Source organism: Streptomyces cynarae, assembly GCF_025642135.1.
GTDB lineage: Bacteria > Actinomycetota > Actinomycetes > Streptomycetales > Streptomycetaceae > Streptomyces > Streptomyces cynarae.
The window spans coordinates 8,109,314-8,122,539 of record NZ_CP106793.1; the positions used below are offsets into that span (position 1 = coordinate 8,109,314).

At 71.7% G+C, this 13,226-nt stretch carries 11 protein-coding genes and 2 pseudogenes; 12 read left to right on the top strand and 1 reads right to left on the bottom strand.

The features are described from left to right. Positions 1–64 precede the first annotated feature (64 nt). From N8I84_RS36605 to N8I84_RS43250, 12 genes and pseudogenes are all read left to right on the top strand, one after another. On the top strand, positions 65–1,030 hold the full coding sequence (locus N8I84_RS36605; RefSeq protein ID WP_263233787.1) for an SMP-30/gluconolactonase/LRE family protein: 966 nt from the start codon (positions 65–67) through the stop codon (positions 1,028–1,030). Between the two features lie 181 nt (positions 1,031–1,211). Continuing rightward, a complete protein-coding gene (crcB, locus tag N8I84_RS36610) occupies positions 1,212–1,688 on the top strand; it encodes a fluoride efflux transporter CrcB (protein ID WP_263233788.1) in 477 nt (158 codons plus the stop codon). 34 nt (positions 1,689–1,722) lie between these two features. Further along, positions 1,723–2,094: a DUF190 domain-containing protein gene (locus N8I84_RS36615; RefSeq protein ID WP_263233789.1), complete on the top strand. Its 372-nt coding sequence runs from the start codon at positions 1,723–1,725 to the stop codon at positions 2,092–2,094. Continuing rightward, positions 2,091–2,465, top strand: a complete 375-nt coding sequence (gene crcB / locus N8I84_RS36620; protein WP_263233790.1) for a fluoride efflux transporter CrcB — start codon at positions 2,091–2,093, stop codon at positions 2,463–2,465. Before N8I84_RS36615 ends, crcB (N8I84_RS36620) begins: the two co-directional genes overlap by 4 nt. 85 nt (positions 2,466–2,550) lie before the next feature. Then, complete coding sequence (locus N8I84_RS36625; protein ID WP_263233791.1) at positions 2,551–3,384, top strand: undecaprenyl-diphosphate phosphatase; 834 nt, start codon at positions 2,551–2,553, stop codon at positions 3,382–3,384. A 201-nt stretch (positions 3,385–3,585) separates the two neighbouring features. Continuing rightward, a complete protein-coding gene (locus tag N8I84_RS36630) occupies positions 3,586–4,263 on the top strand; it encodes a FadR/GntR family transcriptional regulator (RefSeq protein ID WP_263235006.1) in 678 nt (225 codons plus the stop codon). Then, positions 4,260–5,702 (top strand): amino acid permease, encoded by a 1,443-nt coding sequence (locus N8I84_RS36635; RefSeq protein ID WP_263233792.1) that lies wholly within the window; start codon positions 4,260–4,262, stop codon positions 5,700–5,702. Before N8I84_RS36630 ends, N8I84_RS36635 begins: the two co-directional genes overlap by 4 nt. An 11-nt stretch (positions 5,703–5,713) precedes the next feature. Then, on the top strand, positions 5,714–6,730 hold the full coding sequence (locus N8I84_RS36640; protein WP_263235007.1) for an asparaginase: 1,017 nt from the start codon (positions 5,714–5,716) through the stop codon (positions 6,728–6,730). A 51-nt stretch (positions 6,731–6,781) separates the two neighbouring features. Then, positions 6,782–8,206, top strand: coding sequence for an aspartate ammonia-lyase (gene aspA / locus N8I84_RS36645; RefSeq protein WP_263233793.1), 1,425 nt, complete (start codon positions 6,782–6,784; stop codon positions 8,204–8,206). 142 nt (positions 8,207–8,348) lie between these two features. Continuing rightward, complete coding sequence (locus tag N8I84_RS36650; protein ID WP_390898991.1) at positions 8,349–9,272, top strand: glutaminase; 924 nt, start codon at positions 8,349–8,351, stop codon at positions 9,270–9,272. A 121-nt stretch (positions 9,273–9,393) separates the two neighbouring features. Beyond that, on the top strand, positions 9,394–10,947 hold the full coding sequence (gene mptB, locus N8I84_RS36655; RefSeq protein WP_263233795.1) for a polyprenol phosphomannose-dependent alpha 1,6 mannosyltransferase MptB: 1,554 nt from the start codon (positions 9,394–9,396) through the stop codon (positions 10,945–10,947). Continuing rightward, positions 10,944–12,313: pseudogene (locus tag N8I84_RS43250) on the top strand (glycosyltransferase 87 family protein). Before mptB ends, N8I84_RS43250 begins: the two are co-directional and overlap by 4 nt. An 83-nt stretch (positions 12,314–12,396) precedes the next feature. Here N8I84_RS43250 and N8I84_RS36665 read toward each other — a convergent pair. Beyond that, a pseudogene (locus N8I84_RS36665) lies at positions 12,397–13,221 on the bottom strand (D-alanyl-D-alanine carboxypeptidase family protein); the annotation flags it as partial. Positions 13,222–13,226: the final 5 nt, after the last annotated feature.

The following is a 13,226-nucleotide window of genomic DNA, read 5'->3' on the forward strand; positions in this document are numbered from 1 at the left end:
GGAGCGGGCGCCTGCGGGTACCCCCTGCGAGGATGAACCGTCTTCGCAGCGAAGGGCAGCACGCATGAACCGTCCCACGGCTCTTGTTCCGCTCGGCTACGTCGCCATCGGCGGCCGGGGTCCCGAGGACGTCGTCGTCGACCGGCGCGGGCGGGTGCTCACCGGTGTCGAGGGCGGCCGCATCCTGCGCCTCGACGGACTCGCCGACCCGGCCCGTACCCGCGTCGAGGTGCTCGCCGAGACCGGTGGCCGCCCCCTCGGCCTCGAACTCCTCCCGGACGGCGGCCTGGTGGTGTGCGACGCCCATCGAGGGCTGCTGCGCGTCGCCCTCCATGACGGCACCGTACGGGTCCTCGCCGACTCGGTGGCGGGGGAGCCCCTGCGGTTCTGCAGCAACGTCGTCGCCCTGTCCGACGGCACGCTGTACTTCACCGTGTCCAGTCGCCGCTACCCGTTCGAGCAGTGGATCGGCGACATCGCCGAGCACTCCGCAACGGGACGGCTGTTGTGCCTCGCCCCCGGCGCCGACGCTCCCGAGGTGCTCCTGGACGGGCTCCAGTTCGCCAACGGCCTCGCGCCCTCCAAGGACGAGTCCTTCCTCGTCGTCGCCGAGACCGGAGCCCGACGCCTCAGCCGCTACTGGCTGGCCGGACCGCGTTCCGGGCGCGCCGAACCGTTCCTCGATGACCTCCCGGGAATGCCGGACAACCTCTGGCGCGAAGGACCCGACGGTCCGATCTGGGTGGCCCTCGCCGGACCGCACGTCCCCGCCCTGGACCTGCTGCACCGCGCCGCCCCGCCCGTGCGTCGCGCCGCCGCCCGGCTCGCGGTGCGGGCCCCGTACCGCCCGGCGGCCATGGCCGGCGTCCTCGCGGTCGACGACGACGGCCGGGTCCGACGGCACCTGGTCCACCGCCCCTCCGGCTTCCGCATGTCCACCAGCGCCTGCGTCGCCGACGGCCGACTGGTCCTCGGCAGTGTCTGGGAACGCGGCATCGCCGTGTGCGAGCTGCCCGACGACCCCGGCTGAGGACCCGCGTGTGCGCGTCCGCCGCGCCCGGAGGTAACCTGTTCCCCGGCCGCGATCATGTCCCGCGGCGCGGCGGTGGGGCCCGCCGTACCCGAACCGCGGCAGCGCCGCCGCCAACGGTCCCTACTTGCGATGAGCGTGCCCGTCCGGCAGGGCCCCGGCGAGTAGGAGAAGTACGTCCATGTCAGTCCCGCACCCCAAGAGCGCCGACACCACCGGTGCCGCATCGCCCGAACCGGCGCGTCGGCCGTCCCCCTGGCACGGACAGGGGCCTGTCGTCGCGGTCGTCGCCCTCGGCGGCGGCATCGGCGCCACGGCCCGCTACGGCGCCTCGCTGCTGTGGCCCGCACGCACCGGGGGATTCCCGTGGACCACCTTCGGTGTCAACCTCGTCGGCTGTGCCGTGATCGGCGTCTTCATGGTCGTGATCACCGATGTGTGGGCTGCCCGCCGGCTGGTGCGGCCCTTCTTCGGCACCGGCGTGCTCGGCGGCTTCACCACCTTCTCGACGTACGCCGTGGACATCCAGAGACTGGTCGACGCGGGCCATCCGCGCACCGCACTCGCGTATCTGTTCGCGACGCTCCTCGGGGCCCTCGCCTCGGTCTGGCTCGCGATGACGGCCGTCCGTCGCGTCCTGGCGTGGCGGCAGCGATGAACGACACCACCGACCGGCGCCCGCGGAGGCGGCCATGACACGACTGACCGGCAGAGCCCTCAGGTTGACCGTCTTCATCGGCGAGCACGACACATGGCACCACAAGCCTCTCTACAGCGAGATCGTGCACCGGGCGCATGCCGCGGGTCTCGCGGGCGCGAGCGTCTTCCGCGGCATCGAGGGCTTCGGCGCCTCGTCGCTGATCCACACCTCGAGGCTGCTGTCGCTGAGCGAGGACCTGCCCGTCGCCGTCGTGATCGTCGACACGGAGGAGCACGTCCGTGCCTTCCTGCCCCAGCTCGACGAGCTCGTCACCGAAGGACTCGTGACGCTCGACGACTGCGAGGTCATCCGGTACGCCGGACGCGAAGGCACCGCACGAGGGAAAGGTGAGAACACGTTGTGAATTGGCTGCTGGTGATCCTCGGTGCCGTGGTCGGCGCACCCCTGCGTTACCTCACCGACCGCGCGGTGCAGCTCAAGCACGACACGGTCTTTCCCTGGGGCACCCTGGTGGTCAACGTCACGGGCTGCCTCGTCCTCGGCCTGCTGACCGGCGCCGCCGCGACCGGCCATGCCTCGCCGCACCTGCAACTCCTGCTCGGCACGGGCCTGTGCGGGGCGCTGACGACGTACTCGACGTTCTCGTACGAGACACTGCGGCTTACCGAGACCGGCGCGGGGTTCTACGCTGCCGTCAACGTCGTCGCGAGCGTGACGGCGGGCCTCGGTGCGGCTTTTGCCGGGGTTTCGCTCGCGCAGGCCGTGTGGCCCTAGTCGGCGGCCGTCACCCGCGCGTAGTACAAATTCCCCAGCACCACCGTCTACAGCACTGTCGACCAACTCCTCAGAACTGGATCCCATGAGCGTCATCAACGTCGGTCAGGCCGCCGTCCTCGGAGTCGTCGAGGGATTGACCGAATTCCTCCCCGTGTCCTCGACCGGCCATCTCAAGATCACCGAGGGGCTGATGGGGATTCCCGTCGACGACCAGGCCGTCGTCGGTTTCTCGGCCGTCATCCAGGTCGGCGCGATCGCGGCCGTGCTCCTGTACTTCCTCAAGGACATCGTGCGGATCGTCTCGGCGTGGTTCCGGGGCCTGTTCAACAAGCAGGAGCGGTATCACCACGACTACAAGTTCGCCTGGTGGGTCATCGCCGCGACCGTCCCGATCGTCGTGGTCGGCCTGGCCGCCAAGCCGCTCATCGACGGGCCGCTCGCCTCGCTGTGGGTGGTCGCCGGCTCGCTGATCGTCGGCAGCGGCGTGATGTGGTGCGCGGACCAGATGGGCCGGCACAAGCGCGGCGAGGACGACACCTCGTTCAAGGACGCGATGCTGGTCGGCAGCTCGCAGATCCTCGCCCTGCTCTTCCCGGGCTTCTCCCGCTCCGGTGCCACCATGTCCACCGCGCTCATCCTCGACCTCGACCGGGTGGCCGCCACCCGCCTCTCCTTCTTCCTGGGCATCCCGGCCCTCACCGGCGCCGGCCTCTACGAGCTGAAGGACGCCCTGGGCACGGGGGTGGGCGCCGCGCCGCTGGCCGTCGGCACGATCGTGTCGTTCGTGGTCGCCTACGCCTCGATCGCGTGGCTGCTGAAGTTCGTCGCCAAGCACTCCTTCAACGCCTTCGTGATCTACCGGATCGTGGTCGGCGTGGCGCTCCTCGGCCTGCTCGCGACCGGTGTGCTCAGCTGACCAGGTCCGTCCTGGGAGCAGCGCACGAGCTGATCACCGCTGATCATCGGGGGTCGGGAAGCCGATATTCAGGCGCCCCGGCCCCCTGAAAATATCCTTACTCCGCCCCTTGACAGTTCCGTCCCGTAACCCGGAGGATCAACCCCCGTGAACCTGTCAGACAGCCAGACAGGTGGTCCGGGGCCGCGGCGCGTCAGCGCGATGGAAGCGGTCCTCACCCACCTCCGCGGCGCCATCGAGCGCGGCGAGTACGCGATCGGTGACAAGCTCCCGTCCGAGGCCGAGCTGTGCCGCACGCTCGAGGTCAGCCGCCCCGTGCTGCGCGAGGCTCTGCGAGCCCTGCAGACGATGGGGCTGACCGTCTCGCGGACCGGCAAGGGCACCTTCGTCGTCGCCAACGCGGTCGAGGACCCGACCTTCGGCGACTACGCGGCGAGCGACCTGCTGGAGGTGCGCCGTCACATCGAGATCCCGGTCGCCGGGTACGCGGCACTGCGCCGCACCCCGGAGAACCTGGACCACCTGGCCCATCTGCTGGACCGGATGGAGCGGGAGACGGACACCACCGCGTGGGTCGCGATGGACACCCTCTTCCACCTCGCCGTGGCCGAGGCCGCCCAGAACCCGGTATTCCGCCGGGTCATCGAGGAGATCCGCGACGCACTGGCGCGTCAGTCGGCCTTCCTCAACGAACTGGGCGGCCGGCGTGAGCAGTCCAACCGGGAGCACCGGGCGATCGTCGAGGCGCTGATGGACGGTTCCGAAGACGACGCGGTGGCGGCCATGGCCCACCACATCGACCGCGTCGAGACGACCCTCACCGACATCCTGCGCCCCCGGCGCACGGATCTCCCCACGGAAGGCGGACCAGAGGCGTGAGCGAACAGCACCTCAAAGAAGAGACGCGCCCATCGTCCGGTCACGTCGACGCCGGAGACGCGGGCTACAGCAAGTCCCTGAAGTCCCGGCACGTCAACATGATCGCCATCGGCGGGGCCATCGGCACCGGCCTCTTCCTCGGCGCCGGCGGCCGCCTCGCCGACGCCGGCCCCTCCCTCTTCGTCGCGTACGCGATCTGCGGCGTCTTCGCCTTCCTGGTGGTGCGCGCGCTCGGCGAACTCGTCCTGTACCGGCCGTCGTCCGGCGCCTTCGTGTCGTACGCCCGTGAATTCCTCGGCGAGAAGGGCGCGTACACCGCGGGCTGGATGTACTTCCTCAACTGGGCGACCACCGGCATCGCCGACATCACCGCCGTGGCCACCTACACCCACTACTGGGGCATGTTCTCCGACATCCCGCAGTGGGTGATCGCGCTCATAGCCCTCGCCGTGGTCCTCACGGTGAACCTGATCTCGGTGAAGATCTTCGGCGAACTGGAGTTCTGGTTCGCCATCGTCAAGGTCGGCGCCCTCGTGGTCTTCATGGCGATCGCCATCTTCCTGCTGGTCACCCAGCACAAGGTCGACGGCAGCACCCCGGGCCCGTCCCTGATCACCGACCACGGCGGCGTCTTCCCCAACGGTGTGCTGCCGATGCTGCTGATCATCCAGGGTGTCGTCTTCGCCTACGCCTCCGTGGAGTTGGTAGGAGTCACCGCGGGCGAGACCGAGAATCCCGAGAAGATCATGCCGAGGGCGATCAACTCGATCATGTGGCGCGTCGGCCTGTTCTACGTCGGCTCGGTCGTCCTGCTCTCGATGCTGCTGCCCTGGAACAAGTACTCCGCCGGCGAGAGCCCCTTCGTCACGGTCCTGTCCAACATCGGCGTCCCGGCAGCCGGCGGCGTGATGAACCTCGTCGTCCTCACCGCGGCCATGTCCTCGCTCAACTCGGGCCTGTACTCCACCGGCCGCATCCTGCGCTCCATGGCCATGTCCGGCTCGGCGCCGAGGTTCACGAGCGTGATGAGCCGCAGCCAGGTCCCGTACGGCGGCATCCTGCTCACCAGCGGGATCTGCGTCCTCGGGGTCGGGCTCAACTTCGTCGTCCCGGCGGACGCGTTCGAGATCGTGCTCAACTTCGCGGCGATCGGCATCCTGTCCACCTGGGGCATGATCATGCTCTGTCACCTGCTCTTCTGGCGGAAGACGCAGAGGGGCGAACTGTCCCGCCCCGGCTACCGCCTGCCCGGCTCGCCGTGGACCGAGATCGTCACACTCGGCTTCCTCGCCTCCGTGTTCGTCCTGATGTACGCCGACGGCGGCGCGGGCCGCACCACCGTGCTGTGCCTGCCGCTGATCGTCGTCGCCCTCGTCGTCGGCTGGTTCGGCGTCCGCGGCCGGGTCGGCCGCAGTAAGTCCCCCAAGGTGAATGTGTGAACCACGCAGTGTTGTACGGAAGTCCGGTCGCCGAGGCTCCTGTGATCCGGGAGCCCCTGCACGCACCTATCGCCCACCTCGTCCGGGGCGGCGTCATCGAAGGCATCCACTACGGCTCGGTCGTCGTCCTCGACGCCGACGGGAGAGTGGAACTGCAACTCGGTGACATCGAGGCCGCCTTCTACCCGCGCTCGGCCCTCAAGCCCGTGCAGGCGGTGGCCATGGTGCGCGCCGGGCTTCCGCTCGACGGTGAGCTGCTGTCGCTGACCGCGGCCAGCCACTCCGGCGAGGAACGGCACCTGGCCGGCACCCGGCGGATCCTGGAGCTGGCCGGTGTCACCGAGGACGATCTCGGCAACATCCCGGACCTGCCGTACGACCCGGTCGTCCGCGACGACTGGATCCGGGAGGGCCGCCCGCCCTCCCGGATCGCCCAGAACTGCTCCGGCAAGCACGCGGCCATGCTGTACACCTGCAAGCTCAACGGCTGGCCGCTGGAGGACTATCTCGACCCTTCCCACCCCCTCCAGCAGGCCATCGCCGAGATCGTCGAGGACCTCACCGGCCAGGCGATCGCCCGGGTGACCGTCGACGGCTGCGGCGCGCCGCTGTTCTCCGTCTCGCTGCACGGGCTCGCCCGTGCAGCGGCCCGCATCACCACCGCGCCGGCCGGCACCCCGGAGGCACGGGTGGCGGACGCCGTGCGCGAGCACGCCGAGATGGCCTCCGGCTCCGGGCGTGACGTCGCCGCGCTGATGCGGGCCGTACCCGGGCTGCTCGCCAAGGACGGCTTCGAGGGCGTCCAGGTCGCCGCGTTGCCCGACGGCCGTGCCGTCGCCGTGAAGATCGCCGACGGGGCGAGCCGGGCACGGATCCCGGTCGCCGCCGCGGCCCTGGCCCGCGCCGGCGTCGACCCGGCGGCGCTCACCGAGTTCGCGGGCGAGCCGCTGCTCGGCGGCGGCGAACCCGTCGGCAACGTCCGGCCGGTCCGGGCCCTCGACCCCGTCGCCCACCAGACCTGCGCCTGACCGACTCGTCCACCTCGTTCTCTCCACCTCCGAAAGAGGGCCCGCACCGCCATGACCGCCGCAGCCCACCGCAGCGAGCACGACCTGCTCGGCCACCGCGACGTACCCGCCGAGGCGTACTGGGGCATCCACACCCTGCGCGCCCGGGAGAACTTCCCCATCACGGGGACGCCGATCTCCGCCTACCCGCACCTGATCGACGCCCTCGCCGCCGTCAAGGAGGCCGCCGCCCTCGCCAACGAGGAACTCGGCCTGCTGGAGCCGAAGAAGGCCGCCGCCATCGTGGAGGCCTGCCGCGAGATCCGCGACGGCAAGCTGCACGACCAGTTCGTGGTCGACGTCATCCAGGGCGGCGCGGGCACCTCGACCAACATGAACGCCAACGAGGTCGTCGCGAACCGGGCGCTGGAACTGCTGGGGCACGCCAAGGGCGAGTACCGGCACCTGCACCCCAACGAGGACGTCAACCTCGGCCAGTCCACCAACGACGTCTACCCGACCGCCGTCAAGATCGCGACCGTGTACGCGGTGCGCGGCCTGCTCAAGGCGATGGCCGTGCTCCAGGACGCCTTCGCGGCCAAGGCCGTCGAGTTCCGCGACGTGCTGAAGATGGGCCGCACTCAGCTGCAGGACGCGGTGCCGATGACGCTGGGCCAGGAGTTCTCGGCGTACGCCGTCATGCTCGACGAGGACCGCAGCCGGCTCGCGGAGGCCGTCGAACTGATCCACGAGATCAACCTCGGCGCCACCGCGATCGGCACCGGCCTCAACGCCCCCGCCGGGTACGCCGAGGCGGCCCGCCGTCACCTCGCCACCATCACCGGGCTGCCCCTGGTCACCGCCGCCAACCTGGTCGAGGCCACCCAGGACTGCGGCGCCTTCGTCCAGATGTCCGGCGTCCTCAAGCGGATCGCGGTCAAGCTCTCCAAGAGCTGCAACGACCTGCGCCTGCTGTCCTCCGGGCCGCGCGCGGGCCTGAACGAGATCAACCTGCCGCCGGTACAGGCCGGTTCGAGCATCATGCCCGGCAAGGTCAACCCGGTGATCCCCGAGGTCGTCAACCAGGTCGCCTTCGAGGTGATCGGCAACGACGTCACCATCACCATGGCCGCCGAGGCCGGCCAGCTCCAGCTCAACGCCTTCGAGCCGGTCATCCTGCACTCCCTCTCCGAGAGCATCACGCACCTGGAGCGCGCCTGCCTCACCCTGGCCGAGCGGTGCGTCGCCGGGATAACGGCCAACGAGAAGGAGCTGCGGGCCGCCGTGGAGAACTCCATCGGCCTGGTCACCGCACTCAACCCGTACATCGGCTACGAGGCGGCCACCGGCATCGCCAAGGAGGCCCTCGCCACCGGGCGCGGCGTCGCCGAACTCGTGCTGGAGAAGGGGCTGTTGCCGGCCGAGCGGTTGCAGGCCCTGCTGCGGCCCGAGGTGGTCGCGGGCAGCGGTTCCCCGGAGCTTCGACCTTCCCGGTGAGCAGGGGGAATGCCACTGGGGCGGCGGCCGTCGCCGCCGCCCCGCCGGGGCGAGCGGCCCCGGCCGCGTCACAGGATCCAGCGCGTGATCACGAGGTACGTCAGGTGAGCGGTCCGTCGCAGGGGGCGGCACGATGGTGACCATGGCCCCGTCGTTGAACTTCCAGCCCGTGCTGGAACGTATCGCCGAAGAGATGGAGCAGCGCCCCGGTCGCGGCCGGGCCGCCGACTACATACCGGCGCTCGCCGCCTTGGACCCGCGCCGCTTCGGCATGGCCGTCGCCGAACTGGACGGCACGGTGTACGGGGTGGGGGAGTGGCGGGAGCCGTTCTCCACCCAGTCCATCACCAAGGTCTTCACCCTCGCCCTCGACCTCGCCCGCGAGGGTGACGCGCTGTGGGAGCACGTGGGCCGGGAGCCGTCCGGCAACCCGTTCAACTCGCTGGTCCAACTGGAGTACGAGAACGGCATCCCGCGCAATCCCTTCATCAACGCGGGCGCCCTCGTCGTCACCGACCGTCTGCACACCCGTACCGGTGACGCGGCCGGCACCCTGCTCGACTTCCTGCGCGCCGAGAGCGGCAACCCCGGACTCTCCTTCGACACGGAGGTCGCCGCCTCCGAGGCCGCGCACGGCGACCGCAACGCCGCCCTAGCCCATTTCATGGCGTCCTACGGCAACGTCGGCAACCCCGTGCCGGTGCTGCTCGAGCAGTACTTCCGGCAGTGCTCCCTCACCGCGTCCTGCGCCGACCTCGCCCTCGCCACCGGCTTCCTGGCCCGGCACGGCATCCGCGCCGACGGCACCCGGCTGCTGACCCGCAGCCAGGCCAAGCAGGTCAACGCGGTGATGCTGACCTGCGGCACGTACGACGCGGCGGGCGACTTCGCCTACCGGGTCGGGCTGCCCGGCAAGAGCGGCGTCGGCGGCGGCATCATCGCGGTCGTGCCCGGCCGCTGCACCCTGTGCGTATGGAGCCCCGGCCTCGACGAGCGCGGCAACTCCGTCGCGGGCGTCGCGGCACTCGACCGCTTCACCACCCTGACGGGGTTGTCCGTGTTCTGACCGGGGTTCCGTGCCCCCATGTGCCCGTCGATCACGCGGCGGTCACAAGCAGGCCGCCCGCGCGAGAGACGGACGTCGCTTCCCGGCCACCCGGTGTTGACACGCTTCCCGAGTGTTGGCCATGGCTTTCCCCGTCGATCTCCGCCGCTGCCAGGCGCTCGGTCTGGCCGGTACCGCCTTTCTCGCACTGGGCGGTGAGACCGCCGGGGCCCTGCCGGTCGAGGATCTGGTCTCCCCGGAGTCCGGGCGCGCCGCGCTCGGGCTGGTGGGGGTGTACTTCGGTGTCGTCCTGCTGATCGCCGCCTGGGCCCTGCTCGGCCGGGTGATCCGCGGTCCCGAACCGCCGACGCCGCGGGCCCTACTGCTCGTCCTCGCCACCTGGGCGGCGCCGCTGCTGCTGGCGCCGCCGCTGTTCAGCCGGGACGTCTACAGCTACCTCGCCCAGGGCGCCATGGTCCACGCCCACCTCGACGTCTACGCCCACGGGCCCGCCCAGCTCGGCGGTCCGCTGGCGGACGAGGTGGCTCCGGTGTGGCGGGACACCGCGGCCCCCTACGGTCCGGTCTTCCTCGTCGTCGCCTCCGCGCTGTCCGGACTGACCCGCGGCGAACTGCCGGCCGGGCTGCTCGGCATGCGCCTGGTCGCGCTGCTCGGAGTGGCCCTGATGGCGTTCGCGCTGCCACGGCTCGCCAAGCACTGCGGCGCCGACCCGGCCGCCGCGCTGTGGCTCGGCGCCCTCAACCCGCTCGTCCTGCTGCACCTGGTCGCCGGCGCCCACAACGATGCCGTCATGCTCGGCCTGCTCGGCATGGGCCTGCTGGGGACCGTCCGGAGTTCCCCCGCGGCGTCGCGACGCCCGGCACGCACGCCCGCCGCACCGGCCGAACGCCCGAGTAGCTCCGCTACCAGGGCATTCGTCCGGCACGCCGATCCCACGCACCGAACGCCGCTCCTTCTCCCGCGGGCAGACTCCGGACAGTCCCCAGCCGCCCGCGGCCGGCTGCACGTCCTCGGCGCCGTCCTGGTCACGCTCGCCGCCCTCGTCAAGGCCCCCGCCGCGCTCGGCCTGCTCGCCGTGATCGCGCTGCGGCGGAACGTCGGCGTCGTCCGGGCGACGGTGACGACCACGGTGGTCGCGCTCGCCACCACCGCCGCGGCCACCGCCGTCGCCGGCACCGGGTACGGCTGGATAGCGGCCCTGAAGACACCGGTCTCCCCGCACAACTGGTCACCCACCAGCGTCCTCGGCCGGCTCACGGGCCGGATGCTCGACGGTCTCGGCAGCGACCTCGCGCCCCTCGCCGAACCGGCCTGGCACGCGGTCGGGATCGCCGCGACCGCCATCGCCGTGCTGGTCATCTGGGTGAAGCTGCGGCCCGCCCCGGTCTACGCGCTCGGCCTGAGCCTCGCCGTCGTCGCCGTCCTCGGTCCGGCCATCCGCCCCTGGTACGCCCTGTGGGGACTGTTCCTCATCGCCGCCGCGGCCCCCAGCACCTCGGTACGCCACCGGGTGGCCGCCGCCACCGCCGTCCTCGCGCTCGCCGTGCTGCCCAGCGGCGGCCCGCCCGACCTCGCCCAGGTGGTGCTGGCCGTCTCCGGCGGCCTGCTCGCCGTGGTCGTGCTGTGGCAGGCGCACCAGGCGGCCCAAACAGCCGTACTGGGACGGACCGCGTGAGACCGCCGCGCACCGAGAAGGGACGGCTCGTCCTCGTCCTCGTCCTCGCCGTCGCCGTGACCGTTTTCACCGCCACCGTGCCGCTGCTGCGCGGCTGGTTCGACCTGCGCGTCTACTACGGGGCCGTGGACGCCTGGATGCACCACGGCGGCCGGATCTACGACTACCGGGTGCCGGGCACGACGTACGGCTTCACCTATCCTCCGTTCGCCGCGCTGTGCATGCTGCCGATGGCGTTCGTCGGCCTGCACACGGCGATCGCGCTCGCCCTGCTGTTCAACCTGGCGGCCCTCGCCGCCGTGGTGGGGATCCTCGTCGGCCGGGAGCTGGGCCGCTACGGCTGGTTCGGCTGGGGCCTGGCCGCCTGCGCGCTGGCCCTGTTCGAACCTGTCCGGGACACCTTCAGCTTCGGGCAGGTCAACCTCTTGCTGCTGGCGCTCGTGCTCGCCGATGCCTGGCTGCTGTCCACCGGGCGCGGGCGCTGGGCGGGAGCCGGTATCGGACTCGCGGCGGCCGTCAAGCTCACCCCGGCGGTGTTCATCGCTCTGCTGCTGCTCGCCCGCAGATGGCGGGCCGCCGCCCTCGCCACCGCCGTCGCCGGGGCCGCCACCCTGCTCGCGGCGTGGGCGGCACCGGACGCCTCCCGCTTCTACTGGACCAGCGCCGTGTGGGACACCACCCGCGTCGGCCGCCTCGACTACGTCTCCAACCAGTCCCTGCAGGGCGTCCTCGCCCGGCTCGCGGCGCCGGAGGATCCGAGCCGGGCCACGTGGGCGCTGGCCGTCGTCGTAGTCCTCGCGCTGTGGGCGTGGCGCACACACCGGGCGCTGCGCGCCGGGGACTGGCGGGCCGCCTTCGCCCTCACCGGACTCATCGCCTGCCTGGTCTCCCCGATCACCTGGGTGCACCATCTGGTGTGGCTGCTGCCCTCGTTCGCGGTGCTGGCGCACGCACGCCGGCTGCGGACCGCGGCCGCCCTGTACGCGGTGCTGTGCACCAGCGTGGTGTGGCTGTGGTTCGACGACGCGTCCGGGATCGACGGCTTCCTCGGCAGCAACACCTACACATGGATCACCCTCGGCCTGCTCCTCGGGCTGCCGGTCGGTCAGTCCCGCTCCGGCCGTCTGCCCAGCAGCCGCAGCGCCAGCGCGACCGCCGCGCCCGTCCCCAGACCGACGGCGCCCGCCAGCGTCCCCGCCTCCGGCCAGTCGGACGGGTCTTCGTCCTCCTTGCGGGGGCCGTCGTCGGCAGCGCGGTGGGACCGGAGCGCGCCACGCCGGAGCCCTCGGGCAGCAGCGAGCCGACCGGCGCGACCCGCCCGGCGGCGTCGAAGCCCCAGTCGAGCAGCGAGCGGGCCTCCTCGTAGACCGTGAGCCCGCCACCCTCCTGAGGGTTCATCACCGTCACCACGAGGGTGCGCCCGCCGTGGCGGGCCGCGGCCACGAGGGTGTTCCCCGCGTTGCTGGTGTAGCCGTTCTTGATGCCGATCAGCCCCGGGTAGCGTTCGACGCCGTCGGCGCCGGTCAGCAGCCGGTTGGTGTTGCGGATCCCGTATGACGCGCCGTCGCCGGGGAACGTCGACTCCGCCAGGGAGCAGTACCGGGCGAAGTCCGGATTGTGCAGCCCGGCCCTGCCGAACACCGCGAGGTCGTACGCCGACGACACCTGCCCGGGGGCGTCGTAGCCGTCCGGCGAGACCACCTGGGTGTCGAAGGCGCCCAGCTGCCGGGCCTTGGCCTGCATCCGTCGGACCGTTGTCTCCACGCCGCCGTTGAGGGCGGCCAGCACATGCACCGCGTCGTTGCCGGAGTGCAGGAAGACCCCCTTCCACAGGTCGCTCACCCGGTAGGTGAGGCCCTCCTTGACCCCGACGAGGCTGCTGCCGGGCCCGATGCCCGCCAGCTCTCGCTCCCTGACGGTGTGCCGAGTGCCCGCGGGCAGCGCCGGCAGCACGGTGAGCGCGAACAGGGTCTTGAGGGTGCTCGCGGGCGGCAGCGGACGGTGCGCGTCGTGCGCGGCGAGCACGTCACCGGTGTCGGCGTCGGCCACCAGCCACGACAGCGCCGACACATACGGCACCTCGGGGGCTCCCGTGCGCGGCCGCACCTGGGTGCCGGGCCCGTACAGGAGCGGCGACTGAGACGAGACGGGCCCGGGAGTGCCGGAGCCGGTGCCCGTCAGGGCGGCGGCGGGCAGCGGCGCGAGGGCCGACATGCCGACCGCGCCGAGAGCGCAGCAGGAGAGGAGGGCGCGAGAGGAGAATCCGATGCTCATACCGG